The following is a 20,572-nucleotide window of genomic DNA, read 5'->3' as shown; positions in this document are numbered from 1 at the left end:
AAGCACCATCCTTTTTAATTATGATAATAGTTGCTCTAATTCATTTAATTTTTCTTCAAAAACTTTACATGCATTTTTAATTGGTTCAGCACTTGTCATATCTACACCAGCTTTTTTCAACACCTCAATTGGATAATCCGAACTTCCAGCACTCAAGAAATCGATATAACGTTTGACTGCTGGTTCTCCTTCTTCTAAAATCTGCTTGCTTAAAGCAGTTGCCGCACTATAGCCAGTGGCGTATTGATAAACATAGTAATTATAATAAAAATGAGGAATACGTGCCCACTCTAAACCGATCTCTTTATCAATAATAATATCCTCTTCACCGAAATATTTTTTGTTTAAATCATAATACATTTCAGTTAGTAAATCAGCGGTTAATGCTTCATTATTTTGCGCTTTTTGATATATGAGATGCTCAAATTCCGCAAACATCGTCTGCCGGAATACAGTACCTCTAAACCCTTCCAAATAGTGATTGAGTAAATAGATTCGTTTTTGCTCATCATCAATTGTTTTTAACAGGTAATCATTCAACAATGCTTCATTACATGTGGAAGCAACTTCAGCCACAAAAATCGAATAATTTCCATAAGGATATGGCTGTGTCTTCCTAGTAAAGTAGCTATGAACTGAATGGCCGAATTCGTGTGCTAGTGTAAAAAGATTATTAACATTATCCTGCCAGTTCAGAAGAATATACGGATTTGTTCCGTAGGCACCAGAAGAATACGCTCCACTCCGCTTACCTTTGTTTTCATAAACATCCACCCAACGGTTTTCAAATCCTTCCTTTAAGACCTTCGAATATTCTTCTCCTAAAGGTGCTAAAGCTTTAATGACAAGATCCTTAGCTTCCTCATACTTTATTTCCATTTTTACATCTTTCACTAATGGCGTGTATAAATCATACATATGCAGTTCATCGACGCCTAACACTTTTTTCCTCAGTTTTACATAACGCTGTAATAAATGAAGATTTTCATTTACCGTATTGACTAAATTATCGTAAACTGATTCGGGAATGTTATTAGCTGACAATGCTGCATGTCTGGCAGAATGATATTTGCGTATTCTTGCATTAAAATTATTCTTTTTAACATTCCCGCTTAGGGTACTGGCAAACGTATTTTTAAAATCACCATATGTTTTATATACCGCTTGAAATGCTTCTCGTCTAACGCGTCGATCTTCACTTTCTAAGAAACGGATATATCTGCCATGAGTAATCTCAACTTCGTTCCCATTTTCATCCTTAATAGAAGGGAACTGCAAATCAGCATTATTTAACATGCCAAACGTATTACTAGAAGCATTCATTACCTCCCCTGCTTCCGCCAATAGTGCCTCCTGCTCAGCAGATAAAATATGCGGCCGCTGAAGATTAATTTCTTCTAGGGAATGTTCGTAGAGCTTTAGTTCTGGCTTTTCATTTAAGAAATTTTTCAACTTAGTCTCATCAATAGATAGTATTTCTGGAACAATAAAGGCAAACTGGCTAGCTGCCTGTGAATAAAGATTTTTCATCCGGTCATCTAAACTTTGATAAAATGAGTTTGTGGTATCTTGGTCATATCTCATATGTGAATATGTATAGAGTTTACCAATCCGTTCAAATAGCTGATCTTGAAATTGTAAGGCATTATAAAGGGTCTCTGCACTTTCACCAAGTCTACCCTCGAATTCTTTAATCCCTGTGATTTTGCTTTTTACCTCGTGAAATTCTTTTTCCCATTCTTCGTCACTTGCAAAAATATCTTCTAATCTCCATGTATATTCAACAGGGATTTCACTTCTTAGCGGCAGTGACTTTGCTGCAGTTTCATTGGCCATTCTGAATCCTCCATTTCCTTAGTATCACGAAAAATTTTATTATATTTAATATTCTTCTTAGGATGCCTATTTCCTTTTTTCATGTAGGAAATTTTATTGCGGCATATTCTATATTATACCCAAAGCCTTATATATTCCTTTAAAAAAATCCTGTGCCTCTTTTTTCTCTTCCTCAGTGGTGGGGATGATTATTTTTCGTTTAACTTGACATGTGGTGTCTCCAGTACGAATGAAAATATTAAGTTTGATTAATTCTCTAAAATACTCCATGACTGGTACCATTGGATTAATCTCATTTAACTGCGGAAGTTTCCTTATAACAATCTCATTTCTTTTCATTCTTTTATTCACGTGAAATTGTATTTCTTGTAGTGTAATCGTTTCACCGGGATGCTTACGGGAAATTACATCTAGATATAAGTATGTTTGCCATTTCACGGGCGATGTTTGAAGATAATATGAATGAGGAAGTGGAAGACCAATTTCAGGAGGCAACAGAAAAATATTTAAATTTCTACTGTATATTTCTTTCAGAAAGGGGTCTTGTGCTGCATTGGAATGAAGTGCCCACTTCAAGGTAAAATGATTAATGGTCCTTGCCCAAGTTGCATATTCGAGTACAAACCATTTTTTAGGAGGAGCAAGCAGGGTATTTATATTCATTTTTTCAAGGGGATAAATAGAGTATTGGGCGAATGCGTTTTTTATTGAATAAGGAAATAAAGATTCAATAAAGTGAAATTGTTTTTTTTCGGGGCAATAAGCAGGAATATAATCTCCAACAGATGACTTCCTTAAAAATAAATACGAAAAGTTTGAAAATGAAATAACATTATTTCCTTTTCTCTTGAGGTGGTTTCTAGAGAGGATCCAAAGTGGAATGTAATCATTTTCCAAGTATGTTTTTGTTCTTTTTTCAAAAACCGAATCAGATATAGTTGAACATTGGTATTCCAACGCAAATTTCCTACCATTGAACATAAATAGAATATCCGGCCGTTGTTTTATCTCTTTGTCATAGTACTCCAAACGGCAAGGAATCTTCTGACGGGTAAGCCACTGATACAGCTGTAGTTTTCCCTTCATGTGATCCATCGTTTCACTTTCAAAAAATTTATGACATGTACTTCCTTTTTTATGAGAAAAATGAAAAATGCGCTGATTCCCTAATTTGAGAATAACACTTTCGCCACAAATCGGACAAATAAATTCCTCTTTTTTTCTTAATTCCAATAATGTTTCCTTTGAGTAGTAATTCCCTAGACAAATTTTCAATCCAGTTTTAGTATGGGCGGTTAACATACCATTTCCTCCTTTCCTCCAAACTATTTCAACACCTACTTCAAAAATTCCTTTAAAAAAACCCGTTCTAATGAACGAGTTTTTATAATAGTGGTGATAACAATCTTGCTGTTGATTCCAAAAGTCTGTATCCAATATGTCTTTGTTGAAAGGTTTCCAAGTCAATTTGTTTAGAGTGTTTAAGATCATTTAGGTATTCTTCAACTAGCTTTAGTGTACTTTTTGTCCGAAATAAGAAAGCATTAACTTCAAAGTTTAAGTGGAAGCTTCTCATATCCATGTTTGAAGTACCGATAGAGGCGAGTTCACCATCAACAATGATTATTTTGCTGTGCATAAATCCACGTTCATATTCAAATACCTTTACTCCTGCAGCCATCAATTCTGGAAAATACGATCTTGACGCATGAAAGACAATCCTTTTATCAGGGCGATTTGGAACTAGAAGCCTTACATCAATGCCACTTAGCGCAGCCACTTTTAACGCTGAGAAAATATCTTCATCGGGAATAAAATAAGGTGACGCGATCCATACGGATTCTCTTGCAGCACTTATCATTGAAAAGAAGATATTTTTTATAACACTCCATTCATTGTCAGGACCTCCAGCAATCAGTTGAACGCCACCATGACTTTCATGATCAATTTGCGGGGATAAATATTCTGCAGTTAAGAAACTATGATTCGTCATATAGTACCAATCTTGAAGGAATATAAGCTGTAAGGTGCGGACTGCTTCTCCTCTAAGCATTAAGTGAGTATCCCGCCAAAAACCAATTTCTTTATTTCTTCCTAAATATTCATCTCCAATATTTAATCCGCCAACAAAACCAATATTTCCATCGATAACAATAATTTTACGGTGATTTCGAAAGTTAAATTTATTGTTTAAAAATGGTAATCTAACCGGACCAAAAGATACCGTTTCAATACCAGCATTTTTTAATTCATTTATATATGATTTCGAAAGCTGCCAAGATCCAACCGCGTCATACATAAAACGAACCTTTACACCTTGACTGGCTTTTTCAATTAAAATATTTTTTATTTCTTGGCCAATTTGATCATGACGGACGATATAGTATTCTAAATGAATATGATGTCTCGCTCTTTTCAATTCCGCAATAATATGTTGAAAGGTTTCTTCTCCATTGGTTAATACTTTCGTTGCTGTATCAAAAGAAATTGGACTGTTCCCCAGCTTTTGAGCCAACTTAAATAATTTTCCTTGGTGTTCTCCCATTAGTCGGAGCTTTTCATCGCTTCTAGGGTCTTCTTCTCCTTCAATAGATAAAAAAGCTTGTTTATCAAGAAAATATTTCTTTCGAAACATTCGTTCCTTTCGATAATTCCGGCCAAATAGAAGGTAGAAAATGAAACCAACTAGTGGGAAACTTCCCAAAACCACGAGCCATGTTATGGTTTGTGTTGGGTGACGATTTTCTAAAAAGATAACAAAACCGATAAATATCACTGACAGCGAGATTAAGACGCTTAAAAAACCTAAAACCCCATTCTCCAATTGGTCCCTAAAGAAAAACAAGAGAAGAGACAGTACCAAAACGAACAGAATAACTCTTACCGTGTTTTTCAGTGTTCTCACCTACCAATAACATGCTGTAGTTAAAATATTCTCTTTATCCATGAATAAATTCATATTTCATACAAAATACCGATTTCAAATATGAAATCGGTATGATTACTAATTGAAATATTTTCTCAGTTCTGCAAATACATTTTTCGAAATAATTTCTTTACCATATTCCTGAATCCGATGAATAGTTACTTGGGTTTCATTACCATATTCCAATAACACACTTAATATATCATCAACCTCATCTTCCCCAAACAACTCTTCAGGGAATTCAGTTAATAAATAATAATTGTCTTCAAAATAATAAAGCTTTGTAATCAATTCATCCAAACCAGGGCGTTTTGCTAGGTGAATAAGGTCTTCAAAATCCTTAAATGCAATAACAAATTCAAGATTATCGTATTCAAATAGAACATCTTCATCATTAAAATTCGAATGATAATGCTGTTCTAAAAGTTCTTCTATTTTATCCTCAACAGGAGAATCTTTAAAATTATCACTAGGTATTGGAAGTTCAAATTTTTGCCCGTCTTTAGACAATTGTGCTTTTGTTACCAGAACCTCTAAACCCTTATCCAAGGCTTGAACTTGAATCCAAAGTGGGCCTTCAACCATAAATTCTTCTTCACCATGAACTTCATCCATCATTTCCCAAAAGAGTTCTTCGCTTCGTTCCCGATTATACCAAATCTCTTCACGATCGAAGCCCCTTTCTTCTATATCAACATAGGAAATATAAAATTTCACTGTGTTTTCATTAATACGTTCAATTTCCATTATTACCTCTCCCTTCCATTGATCATATTGAAGGGACAAAATACCCCCAAGCAGATAACGCCTTTAGCATTTACTCTCATATATAGTTTATTCTTTCTAAAACAGTAAAAAAGTAAATACTCTTGTACTCTCATTTTATGACAATTAAGCAGATAAGGGAAATAAAATTCACTAAAAATAAAAAACCGTTAATATGCCTAGTAATAGCTTTTATTACTTATATTGAATATATATTCCTTTTATTATAACAAAGCAACAAACAAATCTCAAGACACAAAAAAGGCCTTTTAATAAAGGCCCTTTTATAGTCTTTAATTAACCATTCTCTGTGCTTCCCGTAATTGATAAGTCCGCACTTTTCTTGGAAGAAATCGGCGAATTTCATCTTCATTATATCCAACTTGCAGCCGTTTTTCATCAATGATAATAGGACGACGCAATAAACCAGGGTTTTCTTTAATTAATTTAAATAAATCCTGTAATGGCATCGCATCCAAATTAACATCTAATTTTTGAAACGTTTTTGAACGAGTTGAAATAATTTCGTCTGTTCCATCTTCCGTCATTCGTAAAATTTCCTTAATCTCTTCCATTGTTAATGGTTCAGAGAAGATATTTCTTTCTTTGTATGGAATATCATGCTCTTCTAACCATGACTTAGCTTTTCGACATGATGTGCAACTTGGTGAAGTGTATAGTGTTACCATTAATCTTCACACTCCTCTATTATTTACGAAACTAAATTCGATATATAGCAAACCCTAAATTATAATTATTATAAAAAAGGAATTTATATTATAAATTATACACTACAAATTCTAAAAAAGATATCCTTTTTTCAAAAATAATCATAAGGGCACTATTGGGAAAAATACTTCCCTACATATAAATAAACGAATAATTTACGAAAAGGTTTCAACAAATTTTAATTTTTTTCTCAACTAAAAAAATTTATTTTTTAATGTTCGTTTCTTAAATAAATTTCTAATTCTAATCATTTCTTATCTACGATACAACTCATTCTCAATTAGTTAAACAAATTGAAAACGCATTCATTTATTAATCCTTGACACCTTATTTTCTCTTTTATTAAGTGGTAAAATCTTTTAAAATAAAGTTGGGGAAACTTTATTTAATTTAATGAAAATTCGCTCACAATGGAGGGAAATGAATGGGTGCTTTTATAACTGATTTAACAGTAGTTGCTATTTTAATTATTGGACTTACTGCAGTTATGGGTGTAATTTTAAATAGCATTGGTGAAAAGGTATTTGGCGGAAAACGCCGTAGTGAATATGTTGATCAAAGCGCAAGATTTCAAACCGGATGGAAAGCCGTTGGTGGTAAAAGAAAATAATATTTGAAAATAAAGGATATACAAAGAGCAAGTAGAGAGTCTGGTTGTCATGCGTTTCTCAGCTTCCCCAGACCATTCTCCAAGTCAAAATTTTTTATCTTAGAAATAAAACGATCTCATTTTGAGATCGTTTTATTTTGATTGTGATTGATATTTTCTAAATTCCTTTTCCGAACATAATACAAAATGGCCTGGAGTTACTTCTCTAAATTCTACAGGTTCGTTTTCTTCGTAATTATGGTCAGCAGGATTATATGTTTTCCGCTTTCGTGTACGCTCGGTTATTGGGTCTGGTACTGGAATGGCCGATAAAAGAGATTGTGTATATGGATGAAGCGGATTACGATACAATTCTTCTGCTGGTGCAAGCTCAACCATTTTACCAAAATACATTACACCTATTCGATCACTGATGTATTTTACCATCGAAAGGTCGTGAGCGATAAAAAGATAGGTTAGTCCTTTTTCTTTTTGCAATTTTTTCATTAAATTTACAACTTGAGCTTGGATTGAAACGTCCAAGGCTGATATTGGCTCGTCCGCAATAATAAATTCCGGCTCTACGGCAAGAGCACGTGCAATTCCAATACGTTGACGCTGACCTCCAGAAAATTCATGAGGATAACGATTGGCATGTTCCTTGTTTAACCCAACTGTTTCAAGCAGTTCATATACTTTGTTCATTCGGTCTTCTTTGGATTTTGCAAGGCCATGAATATCGATTCCCTCAGCAATTACATCGGCAATTTTCAACCGTGGATTTAATGATGCATATGGATCCTGAAAAATCATTTGCATTTTTCGATTAAATTGCTTTAATTCTTTTTTTGATTTTTTTCCATGAACATTGACACCGTCATATAAGACTTCACCGTCAGTAGCATCATACAATCGAATAATCGTGCGCCCTGTAGTAGACTTTCCGCAACCTGACTCTCCTACAAGCCCTAAAACTTCTCCTTTATAAATATCAAATGATACATTATCGACTGCCCTTACTTCATTTGGTTTCCCAACATTAAAGTATTGCTTTAAATTTTTAATTTCAAGTAATTTTTTTCTTTCACCCATCTATTTCCCCCCCTTTATACCAACGAATTGATTTCTTCGCCTTTTAACCGCTTCAGGAGGTTCGACTTTTGGTGCATCAGGATGTAAAAGCCATGTTGCTGCATAATGGGTATCAGATACCTTAAAGAACGGTGGTTCCTGCTCTAAATCAATTTTCATTACATAAGGATTCCTTGGTGCAAACGCATCCCCCTTTGGAGGATCCAATAGATCTGGAGGAGTTCCTGGAATGGAATACAACTCTTCATCATTTGTTTCCATATCAGGCATGGAACTAATTAATCCCCATGTATATGGGTGCTGAGGATTATAGAAAATTTCATCCGCAGTACCTATTTCCACAATCTTACCACCATACATAACCGCTACACGGTCAGCAACATTGGCAACTACACCAAGATCATGAGTGATAAAGATGATCGAAGTATCGATTTTCCGTTGGAGATCCTTCATCAACTCAAGAATTTGTGCTTGAATAGTTACATCAAGTGCAGTTGTAGGCTCATCAGCGATAAGGACCTTTGGATTACATGCCAATGCTATGGCAATAACAACCCGTTGTCTCATCCCACCAGAAAATTGATGTGGATACTGATCTACACGAATTTCCGGTTTTGGAATACCAACCAATTTTAATAATTCAATAGCCCTCTCTCTTGCAGCAGTTTTACTTAAGTTCTGATGTTTAATTAATGGCTCCATGATTTGACTTCCAATTTTCATTGTCGGATTTAATGAAGTCATCGGGTCTTGGAAAATCATAGAGATGTCTTTTCCACGGATTTTTTGCATTTGTTTATCTGTTAATTTGGTTAAATCTTTACCTTCAAAGAGAATTTGACCACTTTTTATTTCTGAATTATGTTCTGGGAGTAATCGCATAATGGATTTCGTTGTTACGGATTTTCCAGAACCCGATTCACCAACAATCGCCAAAGTTTCTCCCTTTAGTAAATCAAAAGAAACTCCTCTAATTGCTTTTACTTCACCCGCAAACGTGTGAAAAGATATATATAAATCTTTAACTTCTAAAACTTTTTCCACTACCATTCACCTACCTTCTAATCACGCATTTTTGGATCTAATGCATCCCTTAAACCATCAGCTACCAGGTTGAAACATACCATGATTAACGCAATCATAATGGACGGAATAATCATCTGATACGGAAACGCAATCATAGATTTAAATCCATCATCAACTAAGGTTCCCAAGGAAGCAAACGGTTCTTGTAAACCTAATCCAATAAAGCTTAAAAATGCTTCAAAGAAGATAGCATTCGGTATGGAAAACATAGTATTAATAATTATGACGCCAAACATATTAGGGATCATATGTTTAAAAACAATGGATGTATCAGATGCACCTAAAGTCTTGGATGCTAGAACGAATTCTTGATTTTTAAATTTCAATACTTGCGCACGAACTACGCGTGCCATACTTGTCCAACCTGTTATCGTTAGAGCGATAACAATTGGAATAATACCTGGTTTCAGCACGAGTATCATTAATACAACGATAATCAAATTCGGAATACCTACGAGCACTTCAATAATACGCTGCATTACGCTATCTACGCGTCCACCTATATATCCAGATATCGCTCCATATGTGACTCCAATGATCATATCGATTACGGCTGCCAAAAAGGCAATCAAAAGGGAAATTTGAGTCCCCTTCCATACACGTGCAAAAATGTCACGGCCTAAACTATCAGTACCAAACCAGTAATAGGCATCGATTTTGCGAGCCTCATAGGCATTATATTCTGTTCCATTCCTCCTAGTTAAAGTACCATCGAATGGAAGCCAATGAATATTTTCTAATCCTTGAATTCTCGGAGGGAGATTGTTATGTTTCGTATTTTGATGATCGAAATCATATGGTGTAAGCATTGGCCCGACAAATGCCATGATGATGATAATGGCCAAGATAATCATGCTTGTTACGGCACCCTTATTTTTCCTGACGCGAAGCCATGCGTCCTGCCAAAAGTTTAAACTTGGTTTAGCAATTTTTTCGCTTTTTGAAGGATCAATATGGGCGGGTTGAAACATATCTTTAATAATGACATTTTCTTTATTGATCATTTAGCTTTCCCCCCCGTAATACGAATACGTGGATCAATAATTCCGTATAATATATCAACAACTAAAATAACAACAACGAATAATAGCGCAAATAATAGATTTGTTCCCATGATGACCGGATAATCGTTTGTTGCAATTGATTTAACAAACTGCTCCCCTAAGCCAGGAATAGCAAAAATCTTCTCAATAACGAGGGAACCAGTCATTAAGCTGACTGCTAATGGTCCCAATACTGTAACAACTGGGATCAAAGCATTTCTTAGAGCATGTTTTACACTAATTTGCCAATAACTTGCACCTTTAGCTTTAGCTAAAGTTATATAGTCTGAACCTAATACTTCAATCATCTCTGTTCGCATAAAACGAGCTGAAATCGATAGCGGGAACATCGCAAGTGCAATGGTCGGAAGGATTGTATATTCAGGTCCTCTCCATAACATAACTGGAAGCCAGCCTAGTTTCACAGCAATATAATATTGGAGTAATCCAGCGAAAATAAATGAAGGAATGGATTTGCCGACAACCGCTAGAAACGTTGAAGTATAGTCGATCCATGAATTTTGCTTTAAAGCGGCAATAGCCCCCAAGAAGATCCCGACTAAGGAACCTAGAATCATAGCCTGCAAACCTAAGACAGCTGAAGGGCCAATTCGATTTCCTATAAGTTCTGTTACAGGAGTATTATTAAATTGGAAGGAAACTCCTAAATCACCCTTTACAAGATTAGACATGTATTTAAAATATTGAACAGGCACGGGGTCATTTAGCCCATATTTCTCCAAAAGCAAATTCTGTTGAATTTCATTTAGCTTCTGAAAGTTATTAAACGGGCTTCCGGGTATTAGCTTCATGAGGAAAAAGGTTACAGTTGCAACGATAAATAATGTGATAAACATATAGATTAAGCGATGCCCTAAGTATTTAACCATGCCTACACCTCCTAATTCATTAAATTTTCGCCATTTTTCGACAACTTCAATACAGGTAAAAAGAGAGTATATTTTTTTAATATACTCTCTTTTTAGTTATTGGTTTAGCTTATTCTGTAATTTTAATCCATTGGTAACTATAGTCTGGTCCAAAGGCATGATGTGCGAAGCCTTTTACTTTTGGATTAATTAACAGGTTAACTGAACGCTGATACATTGGAGCAAGAGCTACATCTTCTTCTAATAGAAGTTTCTCTGCATCTTGTAATGTTTTCCAACGTTTTGCCAAATCAGTATCTTCGTTTGCAGATTTAATCATCTTATCAAACTCAGGGTTACTATATTCCATGTTGTTATGGCTTCCGCCTGTTAGCCATAAATCCATGAATGTCATTGGGTCAGCATAGTCAGGACCCCATCCACCAAATAATAAGTCATAATCTTTATTGTTTTCACGATCAATACGAATCTTGAATGGTACTGCCTCAATGTTAAGTTTTAACCCTGGGAGGTTTTTCTCCAACTGATCCTTAACAAATGCATCTGTTAATTTTGCAGTCTCAGTGTCTTGACCAACATATGTTAAAGTAATTTCCTTAACACCAAGTTCTTGTAATCCTTTTTCCCAAAGTTTTTTTGCTTCTTCTTTATTAGGTTTCAAGTATTCTCCTGCATCTTCGCGGAAATCCTTGTTTTCAAAGAATGTAAATCCTTTTGGAACTACAAAGTTAGCAGGAATGGATCCATTTGCTAATACGTCGTCAACAAGAGCTTGCTTATCAACAGATAAAGCGATTGCACGACGAATGTTTTCATTCTTAAGAGCTGGATTTTTTTGGTTCATCTTAATCCAGAAAATAGATGGTTCTTGGTAACGTAATAGTGCTGGGTCCCCTTCATATTGTGAAAGGATTGCAGCTTGTGCAAGCTTCGGTGTAATATCTGCTTCACCTGCAGTAAATGCATTAGCAGATGCTTGTGGTTCTTTAGATACGTTAAAGTTAATCTTAGTTAAAGTAACTTCTTTTGCATTCCAGTAATTTTCATTCTTTTCTAATACCCACTCAGTTGCTGTAGGACCATCCCATTTGGTCATTTTGAATGGGCCGTTTGATAGTAAGTTAGCTGCAGTCTTAGCGTAGTTGCCACCTTGAGCTTCAACGAACTTTTGGTTTTGTGGGTAGAATAATGGGAATGTTAAGTATGATTCAATGTATGGAATTGGTCTTTCTAATGTAATTTCTAATGTATGATCATCTAATGCTTTAATACCTAGATCTTCAACTTTTGCTTCTCCTTTTACAATTGCAGAGGCATTTTTAATTTTGCCTTCCATAAAGTATGGACCATATGGAGAAGCTGTATCTGGGTTAATCGCACGTTGCCATGCATATACAAAGTCATGTGCAGTTACAGGAGAGCCGTCAGCCCATTTTACATCTTTCTTCAATTTAATTGTAAGAACTGTTTTGTCTTCATTATATTCTGGCATTCCATCAGCAACACCTGGAATAACTTTTTGCTCAGGGTCTAGACGATATAGACCTTCCATAGTAGCAGCAATCATCGTAAATCCAATAGTGTCTTCTGCCAATACGCTATCCATAGCAGGAATCTCAGAAGATTCAAGGACATTCAGTACTTGTTCAGCAGCTAATTTTTCTTTAGTCTTTTCGCTGCCTTCTTTTTTCTCTGTTCCTTCTTGTTTATTACCGCCACATGCTGCCAGGAACATGCTTAACACTAGCGATAAAACAAGAAGTAGTGAAAGTTTCGATTTTTTCACTAGTAGTAGACCTCCCTTTTCTATTATTCTGAAAAATTACTACATTCTCTATTATACATATTTTCAATCAGTTGTACATTACTTTTTGAAAATTAATTTAAAACTTTCAAATATTTTTTAAAGTTGAATTTCAATTAACCGTGTTATATTTTATATTTATTAAGGAAAATTCACTAAAAACCTTAATAAATCAATGTTTTGGAGGATTAAATGTGAATGATCGATTAAAGAAAAGAATTATGTTGGTAGCGTTTACACAACTTTTTATTATTATTTTGTCTATTATTACGTACCATAATATTTCGATACTAAGCTATATCAATATATCTTTTTATATTAGTTCGGCCTTGCTGCTAAGTTCCTTAATTGTTTATACGATTCAAAGCGGATTTTTTGACACCATTTCAAAGTCCTTTAATCTTGCATTTTCAAGAGGTAATAATAAAAGAAAATTTCAGGATGTCCCTGGTATATCAGAACTCATAACTTTTGATAACAAGCCCCTATTTTTTTATGGGTTTGTGAATTTTCTATTAATGTTGCTAGCTCTGGCTTTTTATTATTTGTAATACCTTGCAATCAAATATGTCATTGCTTTATAATGAAAAATAATTTAATGAATATATTGGCGATGATAAAGAGTAGTAAGTATCATCTTTCGCTTCAGAGAGTTTGTGGGTGGTGTAAACAAACGCGAAAATGATTCCGAATGGACTTTGGAGCCTCTTTCCGAAACTTTAATCCAGTAGGATTGAAACAGTAGGAGTAGACGTTATCCTTGCGTTAAAAGGAATCCAAATGAAATTTGGAACTAAGTGACTCTATTTTGAGTAATTAGGGTGGTACCGCGAGCCATTCGTCCCTAAAAAACGGGATGAATGGCTTTTTTATTTATAAAGATAATTAAGTAATTATAGGAGGTCTATCATGAAGACGATTTTTTCAGGTATTCAACCAAGCGGCACCATTACGCTTGGGAACTATATCGGGGCTTTAAAACAATTTGTGGAGCTCCAAAATGAATATAATTGCTACTTTTGCATTGTTGACCAGCACGCCATTACGGTCCCTCAGGATCCAGTAGCACTTCGAAAAAACATTCGTAGCCTTGCTGCTTTATATATCGCTGTAGGTATCGATCCTGATAAAGCAACTTTGTTTATCCAATCTGAGGTACCTGCTCATGCTCAAGCAGGCTGGATTATGCAGTGTATATCATATATTGGCGAACTCGAGCGGATGACTCAATTTAAAGATAAATCAGCTGGTAAAGAGGCAGTATCCGCCAGTTTGTTAACCTATCCGCCATTGATGGCAGCGGATATTTTGCTCTACAATGCTGATCTTGTACCAGTAGGGGAAGATCAAAAGCAACATTTAGAGTTGACGCGTGATTTAGCAGAGAGGTTCAATAAAAAGTATCGGGATATTTTAACGATTCCAGATGTACGCATTCCTGAAGTTGGGGCAAGAATTATGTCTCTTCAAGACCCGACCAAAAAAATGAGCAAATCAGACCCAAACCAAAAAGCATTTCTTTCCTTGCTGGATGAACCTAAGCAAATTGAGAAAAAAATAAAAAGCGCGGTGACTGATTCAGACGGAATCGTAAAATATGACAAAGTAAATAAACCAGGAATATCTAATCTGTTATCCATTTACTCTATTTTAGGTGGTAAATCCATTTCTGAGCTAGAGGAAATGTACCAAGGAAAAGGCTATGGAGATTTCAAAAGTGACTTGGCAGAAGTTGTTGTCAATGCTTTTAAACCAATTCAAGACAAGTATTATGAATTAATAAATTCTAGTGAACTTGATGATATTTTGGACCGTGGTGCTGAAAAAGCCAATAAAGTGGCAAGCAAAACACTGAAAAAGATGGAAAATGCCATGGGATTAGGAAGAAAAAAACGTTAGTATATGAAAAAAGGCATATAACCTTTTCCAAAAAGTGATCGCATTCGGTAGTGCGCTATTAACCTGCCGTTATTTAATAAAAAGCCTGCATCAAATGGTATGTCGATCATACCATTTGGTGCAGGCTATTAGTTTACTTTCGGACCATGTTCCATTTCCCAAAGTTTTTCAAAAAATGGTTGTCCTTTTATTAAATTTTCACAAAACGTTTCATGCTTTTTGGACCACCCATATTTAATTGCTTCATAGAGTTGTTCCCATGCTTCAGTAAAATTCATTTCCTGTATCTTTGAGTAATTCTCAGGGCACCATTCTGTATACCAGTAACGAATTTCAGCTTCATTATTAGACGAAAGCAATTGGTCAAGGGCCATAAATAATAGTTGCTTTAATTGCCGTTCTTTTCTTGTAAGTCCTATCATTAATAATGGATCAGGAGATAAAATATGAAAATCCTTTTTATTTTGCTGCTGGTTGAAGTTATATTTTTTTGCCTCATGTGTACTGATCATTTCGTATACTAGCTGTTCCTGTCTAGGAATTAATCTACTCTTCCGAATTGGAATATTATACCCTATTGTATCAACTGCCAAGATCCCCATTCCATCTGTGACGACAAAACAATAGTCAAGTTGAATCCTTTCATGATTTTTTCTAAGATATGCCTTTTGATAGATATCATCTAAAAGTTGTTGAGGTAATTCAGATAAATCATTTTCAATATAGTTAAAAAGATTCGGCTCAACCTTTAAAAGAGGAACTTGATCTAGCAGTTCAACACCATCATCTTTTCGCCATTCATGAAAATGGCAGACATTATAACCGTTTTCTTCTCCCTCAAACCAATTCACCCATACATCATGAAGATATAACATTGCTAAATCCCTCACTTCCAGTAACTGTTTGTCAATCAGTATGGGCAGTCATTAGTTAAATTATTCCTTTATATATATTTTGCTCCAATGATGCTAGTTGAACTCTGCTCAAAAAAAAAAAAAAAAAAAAAGGGGCTGTCTAAAAAGTCCATTTAAGAGAAAAATGAACCCAAATTAAAAACCCAAGAATGTTGATTTAACAGCATTCTTGGGTTTTGCTTTTATAAAGATTTCGGCTGAAATACCACTTTCCGGACAGCCCCCTTATCTTTTAGATGTTGGATTGAAAGCATCTTTTAAACCTTCGCCGACAAAGTTTATTGACAAAATAGTCAAGGTGATTATTAGTGCCGGAGGAACCCAAATCCAAAGTTTATATTGTAATACATCTGGTTCGTTTGCTGAATTTAACATATTTCCCCAGCTAGGGACTTCCTGCGGAACACCAAAACCAAGGTAACTTAATGCTGACTCAATCACAATCATCGTCGCAAATGTTATTGTTGCTTGTACAATAATCGTAGATAATATATTAGGTAATAGATGTTTAATAATGACTTTCGCCGGAGAGCAGCCGATAGAAATCGCAGCAGTAATATACTCATTTTCTTTTTCTGAGAGGATTTTACTTCTCACAATCCTTGCAACTCCTCCCCAATAAAGAAGGCTAATCACTGCGATTAAAACCCACAAACCACTAACTTTCCCAAAGAGTATGGCATTAATTACAATAACAAAAACGAGAAAAGGAAAGTTTAAGATAAAGTCTGTAAATCTCATTAACAAACTATCAATGATTCCCCCAAAATAACCAGCTATCGATCCAATTAGCGTGCCGATAAAAACCACAAAAATGGTGCAACTAATCCCCACTAAAAGTGAAATTCGGCCGCCATATAACAATCTTGTAAAAACATCTCGGCCTGATTTATCCGTTCCCAGCCAATGTTCACTTGATGGTTTTAAAGACATTTGGCCAATATTCACTTTTGTTATATCGGCCGTCGTAATATACGGTGCAAGAAATGAAACAATAGCCACAATCACGAGAAAAATAAGACTGATCATAGCTAGTTTATTTCTTAAAAATTTTTTTCTAGCAATCGCTAATGGTGATAAACTTTTTTTGGGGTATACTTGAGTAATATTTGCATCCTTTTGAGTAACGATCTGCATCCTTTTCCCACCTAATCCAACCTTATTCTCGGATCTACTACACCATATAAAATATCTGCAACAAGATTACCGATTAGTGTAATTAATGAAAAAAGCATGGTTAACGTCATTAAAACTGGATAATCCCTTGTTCCAACAGATTGTAAGAAAAGTTGGCCCAAACCAGGATAAGTAAATATTGTTTCTGTAATTATGGCACCACTAATAATGGATACAAGATCAAACCCTAAGAAAGTTACAAGTGGAATAATCGAATTCCTAAGAATATGCACATTATATATTTTACTTTCAGGAGTACCTTTCGCTCGTGCAGTCCGAACAAAATCCTTGCGACTGTTTTCAATAATATCGTTTCGTAAAAATTGTGTATAACTAGCTATATTTAAAAAAGCAAGTACAAAAGCCGGTAAAATGACATGATGTAATCTACTTAACCAATATTCAATTGACCCTTCTTTAATACCAATACCTATCGAACCATTTGAGGGAAACCATCCAAGTTTAAAGGAAAAAAAGTAAATGGCGAAAACACCTGCAACAAAGGAAGGGATTGATAAACCCAAATAGTTAAATGTTCCAATCAGATTATCACCCAGAGTGTATGGTTTTCTGCCAGCATACATCCCCATTAGAAATGCGAATACATAGGTAATAAGTATAGAAGTAAATCCTAATAATAAGGTGTTGGGAAGCCGTTCTTTAATTACTTCAGAAACACTAATTTTAAAACGTGTAGATTTTCCAAAATCTCCTTGAATAAAATTAGTAATCCACCGGAAATATTGTTGAGGCAGCGGATCATTATAGCCTAACTTTTCCCTCATTTCTGCAATATACTCAGGATTTGTATTTGTAGGATCTATTTCTCCACTAAAAGAATCTCCCGGCATTAATCTGGCCAAGGTAAATATTACAATAGAGATCAGTAACAGCATCGGAATCATGCCTAAAAACCTTCGAAATGCAAACTTTAGCATGTTCATTCTCCTTGTCTATTACTATGTGAAATACGAAGGTGAAAAAAGGGGAACAAAGGATAATTCCTTCGTTCCCTCACCATAATGGAGTTGTTGGGTCATACCTACAACGCAGTTGTTCCTTCGATGTTATTCACTATTTATTGCTTAATCCACCATTCATGCGGACGGTTGTAACCAGATACATCAAATTTTACGCCTTGCACGCGTTTACTTACAGCCATCGTTTCTTCTAGTTCAGCAATCGGAAGTATAGGTAGCTCTTCCATAAATAGCTTTTGCCATTCAACATAAATGTTTTTACGCTTTTCGTTATCAGTTCCAACAACACTAATATCCAGTGCTTGATCCAGTAATTTATCACTTTCTTCATTTACCCAGCGAGGATAATTCCATAAGGATTTTGAGCCCCAAAGTGGAGTTGGATCTGGATCGGCACCAGTTGACCAGCCACCGAAGAATACTTCCATAGATTTGTCTGCTTTATCAAGCAAATCGTAGTAAAGGTTTACATCCGTCATCGTTAATTTTGTTTTTAACCCTACTTCTTCCCAATATTGAGTCAGTGCTTTTGCACGAGCTTCAAATGTTGGGTTTTGGGTTGCATAGTGAGAGAAGTTTATAACAAATTCCTTTCCATTTGGATCTTCACGATAACCATCGCCATTAATATCCTTATATCCGGCTTCATCTAATAGTTTCTTTGCTTTTTTCGGATCATATTTATATTGTTTTAATTCTTTTTGATCAGCAGCAATCCAGTGATTGCTAGGAATTGGGCGGTTAACCGGCTTACCTACTCCAAAGAAGAACGCCTTAACCCATTCTTCCCGGTTAATCGCATAGTACATGGCTTCACGAAGTTTCTTGTCTTGATACTTAGGCTCGTTCATGACATTTTTCTCGCCATCCCAAGTACCAAGGCGGAAACCAACATAGTAATAGCTTACTCCTGGATAGGTGATTGCTTCTACATTATCAAGCGCCTTTACCTGATCGATAATGCTAGGATGGAAAGAAGTCATATCAAGTGTACCGTTCTTTAATTCACCTACAGAAAGAGAGGGGTCAATAACCTTAATGACGACTTTTTCAATATGAGGCTTTCCACCGAAGTAGTCATCAAAGCGTTCCATCTCAATGGACTCACCGGGAACAACTTTTGTTACCTTAAATGGTCCTAGACCTACAGGCTTTGTGCGGACAACTTCTGAGTTAAGCATATCTTTTACTTCAATTCCCTTAAATGCAGTGCGATTCATTGGATATGTCCAAAGATTATCCAAGTTATTTACACGGGCTTTGTCAAATGTAATTTCGATATTGTAATCATCAATTACTTTAATGCCTTCGATTTTGTCAGTTTTTCCATCATGATAATCTTGGGCACCCACAATGTTTCTTACATTCTCAAAACGAGATCCTTCGTAATCTTTATTCGCAATTGTATATAATGCGAACTCCCAGTCTTTAACAGATAATTCGTCACCATTATGCCATTTAACACCTTTTTTAATTGTAAACTTAAACACTTTGTTATCTTCTGTTGTCCAAGAAGCAATATGCGGTTGGGCCTTTAAATGTTCATCATAATCAATCAAGTTCTCATCAAAGAAATTTAATACTTGATTATCAACTGCATCTTCATAAAATATCCAGTTAAATAATCCTTTTGGCTGAGAATCAAGGGCATACACCAAAGTTCCTCCGTCTTGCGGCTTATTAGACGTTTCCGCTGAGGATCCTTCTTTCTTATTTGTTCCCGCTTTATCGTTGCTTGAGCATGCAGTTAAAAATGCTGATAATACAAGCAAGAACACTATAAGCCAATTCATCCTTATCCGCTTCATTGTTTTCCCCCCTGTTTTTATTCATTAATTATAAAAGTGGCAAGCTACTCTATGATTGGGTTTCACCTCCCTTAATGCTGGCTTGGATTTTAAACATTCCTCCATTGCTACAGGACAACGGGGATGGAATGGACATCCACTAGGTGGGTTGATTGGACTTGGTACATCACCTTTTAATATGATTCGTTCCTTCTTTCGTCTTGGATCCGGAGTAGGAATCGCTGAAATTAAAGCTTGTGTATATGGGTGCATTGGTTGTAAATAAAGACTATTTTTTTCAGCAATCTCAACCATGCTGCCAAGATACATAACTCCAATTCGATCGCTCATATACTTTACAACACTTAAGTCATGAGCTATAAATAAGAAAGTCAAATCAAATTCTTCTTGTAAATCCCTTAATAGATTTAATACCTGTGATTGCACAGATACATCCAATGCTGATACCGGTTCATCAGCAATGATTAATTTAGGTCTTAACGCTAGAGCACGAGCAATCCCAATCCTTTGACGCTGACCACCTGAAAACTCATGGGCATACTTGTAATAGGCATCCTGCGGCAAACCTACTTTCTCTAATAATTCCATTACTTCCTTTTTTAACTCTACTTTACTTTTTTTCATAAAATTATAGATTGGTTCAGCTATAATATCCCCTACCATTTGCATCGGGTTCAGAGAAGCATACGGGTCTTGAAATACCATTTGCATATCTTTTCGAATCTCTCGCAAGGATTTACCTGAAAGCCAAGTTATGTCCTTTCCATCGAAAATAATCTTTCCATCAGTAGGCTTTAACAATCTTAGAATGGTTCTTCCTGCCGTTGATTTTCCGCAGCCAGATTCGCCTACCAATCCAAGTGTTTCCCCTTTTTTTATCTCAAAAGAAATATCATCGACCGCTCTGACATGTCCAACTGTTCTTTTAAAAAAACCACCTTTTACAGGGTAATATGTTTTTAGATTCTGTATTTCCAATAAATTTCCAATTTGTGAGGATGGGGTCTCATTATTTCTATGTACAGTTATGTTTCT

The 20,572-nt window shown here is 35.4% G+C and carries 18 protein-coding genes and 1 other annotated feature; of the genes, 3 read left to right on the top strand and 15 right to left on the bottom strand.

Annotated features, from left to right (window positions below):
- Positions 1 to 18: 18 nt before the first annotated feature.
- The 5 genes from pepF to spxA all read right to left on the bottom strand — a co-directional run bounded on the left by pepF (position 19) and on the right by spxA (position 6,216).
- Positions 19 to 1,836, bottom strand: coding sequence for an oligoendopeptidase F (gene pepF, locus GZA11_RS03830; protein WP_038540438.1), 1,818 nt, complete (start codon positions 1,834 to 1,836; stop codon positions 19 to 21).
- 108 nt (positions 1,837 to 1,944) lie between these two features.
- Positions 1,945 to 3,138 carry a competence protein CoiA gene (locus tag GZA11_RS03825; RefSeq protein WP_163182934.1) on the bottom strand — a complete coding sequence of 398 codons (1,194 nt, stop codon included), beginning with the start codon at positions 3,136 to 3,138 and terminating at the stop codon, positions 1,945 to 1,947.
- Positions 3,139 to 3,220: 82 nt separating this feature from the next.
- Positions 3,221 to 4,732, bottom strand: a complete 1,512-nt coding sequence (gene cls, locus GZA11_RS03820) for a cardiolipin synthase (RefSeq protein ID WP_038542192.1) — start codon at positions 4,730 to 4,732, stop codon at positions 3,221 to 3,223.
- Positions 4,733 to 4,840: 108 nt separating this feature from the next.
- Positions 4,841 to 5,509: an adaptor protein MecA gene (gene mecA, locus GZA11_RS03815; RefSeq protein ID WP_038542189.1), complete on the bottom strand. Its 669-nt coding sequence runs from the start codon at positions 5,507 to 5,509 to the stop codon at positions 4,841 to 4,843.
- Positions 5,510 to 5,820: 311 nt separating this feature from the next.
- The gene (gene spxA / locus GZA11_RS03810; RefSeq protein ID WP_038540436.1) at positions 5,821 to 6,216 is read right to left on the bottom strand and encodes a transcriptional regulator SpxA; all 396 of its coding nucleotides are present in this window, start codon (positions 6,214 to 6,216) and stop codon (positions 5,821 to 5,823) included.
- Between the two features lie 464 nt (positions 6,217 to 6,680).
- Between spxA and GZA11_RS03805 the strand changes: the two genes are divergently transcribed.
- On the top strand, positions 6,681 to 6,866 hold the full coding sequence (locus tag GZA11_RS03805; RefSeq protein WP_163182932.1) for a hypothetical protein: 186 nt from the start codon (positions 6,681 to 6,683) through the stop codon (positions 6,864 to 6,866).
- Between the two features lie 132 nt (positions 6,867 to 6,998).
- Here GZA11_RS03805 and GZA11_RS03800 read toward each other — a convergent pair whose 3' ends face one another.
- The 5 genes from GZA11_RS03800 to GZA11_RS03780 form a co-directional block, all read right to left on the bottom strand.
- Positions 6,999 to 7,937 (bottom strand): ABC transporter ATP-binding protein, encoded by a 939-nt coding sequence (locus GZA11_RS03800; protein ID WP_038540428.1) that lies wholly within the window; start codon positions 7,935 to 7,937, stop codon positions 6,999 to 7,001.
- Positions 7,938 to 8,981, bottom strand: a complete 1,044-nt coding sequence (locus GZA11_RS03795; protein ID WP_163182944.1) for an ABC transporter ATP-binding protein — start codon at positions 8,979 to 8,981, stop codon at positions 7,938 to 7,940.
- Between the two features lie 17 nt (positions 8,982 to 8,998).
- The gene (opp3C, locus tag GZA11_RS03790; protein ID WP_038540425.1) at positions 8,999 to 10,027 is read right to left on the bottom strand and encodes an oligopeptide ABC transporter permease; all 1,029 of its coding nucleotides are present in this window, start codon (positions 10,025 to 10,027) and stop codon (positions 8,999 to 9,001) included.
- Positions 10,024 to 10,956, bottom strand: coding sequence for an oligopeptide ABC transporter permease (gene opp3b / locus GZA11_RS03785; protein ID WP_163182930.1), 933 nt, complete (start codon positions 10,954 to 10,956; stop codon positions 10,024 to 10,026). Before opp3b ends, opp3C begins: the two co-directional genes overlap by 4 nt.
- A 109-nt stretch (positions 10,957 to 11,065) precedes the next feature.
- Entirely contained in the window at positions 11,066 to 12,742 is a 1,677-nt protein-coding gene (locus GZA11_RS03780; protein WP_163182928.1) for a peptide ABC transporter substrate-binding protein, read from the bottom strand.
- Positions 12,743 to 12,981: 239 nt separating this feature from the next.
- On the opposite strand from GZA11_RS03780, the gene GZA11_RS17015 reads away from it, so the two are divergent.
- Positions 12,982 to 13,311, top strand: coding sequence for a DUF3899 domain-containing protein (locus GZA11_RS17015; protein WP_374718085.1), 330 nt, complete (start codon positions 12,982 to 12,984; stop codon positions 13,309 to 13,311).
- 53 nt (positions 13,312 to 13,364) lie between these two features.
- Positions 13,365 to 13,609: a binding site (T-box leader), on the top strand.
- Positions 13,610 to 13,669: 60 nt separating this feature from the next.
- A complete protein-coding gene (gene trpS, locus GZA11_RS03770) occupies positions 13,670 to 14,659 on the top strand; it encodes a tryptophan--tRNA ligase (protein WP_235924825.1) in 990 nt (329 codons plus the stop codon).
- Positions 14,660 to 14,787: 128 nt separating this feature from the next.
- On the opposite strand, the gene GZA11_RS03765 is transcribed toward trpS, so the two are convergent.
- The 5 genes from GZA11_RS03765 to GZA11_RS03745 all read right to left on the bottom strand — a co-directional run bounded on the left by GZA11_RS03765 (position 14,788) and on the right by GZA11_RS03745 (position 20,566).
- On the bottom strand, positions 14,788 to 15,534 hold the full coding sequence (locus GZA11_RS03765) for a YjbA family protein (RefSeq protein ID WP_038540411.1): 747 nt from the start codon (positions 15,532 to 15,534) through the stop codon (positions 14,788 to 14,790).
- Positions 15,535 to 15,798: 264 nt separating this feature from the next.
- Complete coding sequence (gene opp4C, locus GZA11_RS03760) at positions 15,799 to 16,710, bottom strand: oligopeptide ABC transporter permease (protein ID WP_163182926.1); 912 nt, start codon at positions 16,708 to 16,710, stop codon at positions 15,799 to 15,801.
- A gap of 11 nt (positions 16,711 to 16,721) precedes the next feature.
- Positions 16,722 to 17,687, bottom strand: coding sequence for an oligopeptide ABC transporter permease (gene opp4B, locus GZA11_RS03755; protein WP_163182925.1), 966 nt, complete (start codon positions 17,685 to 17,687; stop codon positions 16,722 to 16,724).
- A gap of 140 nt (positions 17,688 to 17,827) precedes the next feature.
- Complete coding sequence (gene opp4A, locus GZA11_RS03750) at positions 17,828 to 19,537, bottom strand: oligopeptide ABC transporter substrate-binding protein (RefSeq protein ID WP_163182924.1); 1,710 nt, start codon at positions 19,535 to 19,537, stop codon at positions 17,828 to 17,830.
- 24 nt (positions 19,538 to 19,561) lie between these two features.
- Complete coding sequence (locus GZA11_RS03745; RefSeq protein WP_407938530.1) at positions 19,562 to 20,566, bottom strand: ABC transporter ATP-binding protein; 1,005 nt, start codon at positions 20,564 to 20,566, stop codon at positions 19,562 to 19,564.
- Positions 20,567 to 20,572 lie beyond the last annotated feature (6 nt).

Source organism: Neobacillus sedimentimangrovi (assembly GCF_010614825.1).
Classification (GTDB): domain Bacteria; phylum Bacillota; class Bacilli; order Bacillales; family Cytobacillaceae; genus Neobacillus; species Neobacillus thermocopriae.
Note: the sequence above shows the minus strand (reverse complement) of the source record. Positions and strands in the feature narration are given on the sequence as shown.

Coding starts and splice junctions, on each gene's coding strand:
- pepF (WP_038540438.1), bottom strand. CDS start 1,836: ATGGCCAATGAAACTGCAGCAAAGTCACTGCCGCTAAGAAGTGAAATC.
- GZA11_RS03825 (WP_163182934.1), bottom strand. CDS start 3,138: ATGTTAACCGCCCATACTAAAACTGGATTGAAAATTTGTCTAGGGAAT.
- mecA (WP_038542189.1), bottom strand. CDS start 5,509: ATGGAAATTGAACGTATTAATGAAAACACAGTGAAATTTTATATTTCC.
- spxA (WP_038540436.1), bottom strand. CDS start 6,216: ATGGTAACACTATACACTTCACCAAGTTGCACATCATGTCGAAAAGCT.
- GZA11_RS03805 (WP_163182932.1), top strand. CDS start 6,681: ATGGGTGCTTTTATAACTGATTTAACAGTAGTTGCTATTTTAATTATT.
- GZA11_RS03800 (WP_038540428.1), bottom strand. CDS start 7,937: ATGGGTGAAAGAAAAAAATTACTTGAAATTAAAAATTTAAAGCAATAC.
- opp3C (WP_038540425.1), bottom strand. CDS start 10,027: ATGATCAATAAAGAAAATGTCATTATTAAAGATATGTTTCAACCCGCC.
- opp3b (WP_163182930.1), bottom strand. CDS start 10,956: ATGGTTAAATACTTAGGGCATCGCTTAATCTATATGTTTATCACATTA.
- GZA11_RS17015 (WP_374718085.1), top strand. CDS start 12,982: ATGTTGGTAGCGTTTACACAACTTTTTATTATTATTTTGTCTATTATT.
- trpS (WP_235924825.1), top strand. CDS start 13,670: ATGAAGACGATTTTTTCAGGTATTCAACCAAGCGGCACCATTACGCTT.
- GZA11_RS03765 (WP_038540411.1), bottom strand. CDS start 15,534: ATGTTATATCTTCATGATGTATGGGTGAATTGGTTTGAGGGAGAAGAA.
- opp4C (WP_163182926.1), bottom strand. CDS start 16,710: ATGCAGATCGTTACTCAAAAGGATGCAAATATTACTCAAGTATACCCC.
- opp4B (WP_163182925.1), bottom strand. CDS start 17,687: ATGCTAAAGTTTGCATTTCGAAGGTTTTTAGGCATGATTCCGATGCTG.
- opp4A (WP_163182924.1), bottom strand. CDS start 19,537: ATGAAGCGGATAAGGATGAATTGGCTTATAGTGTTCTTGCTTGTATTA.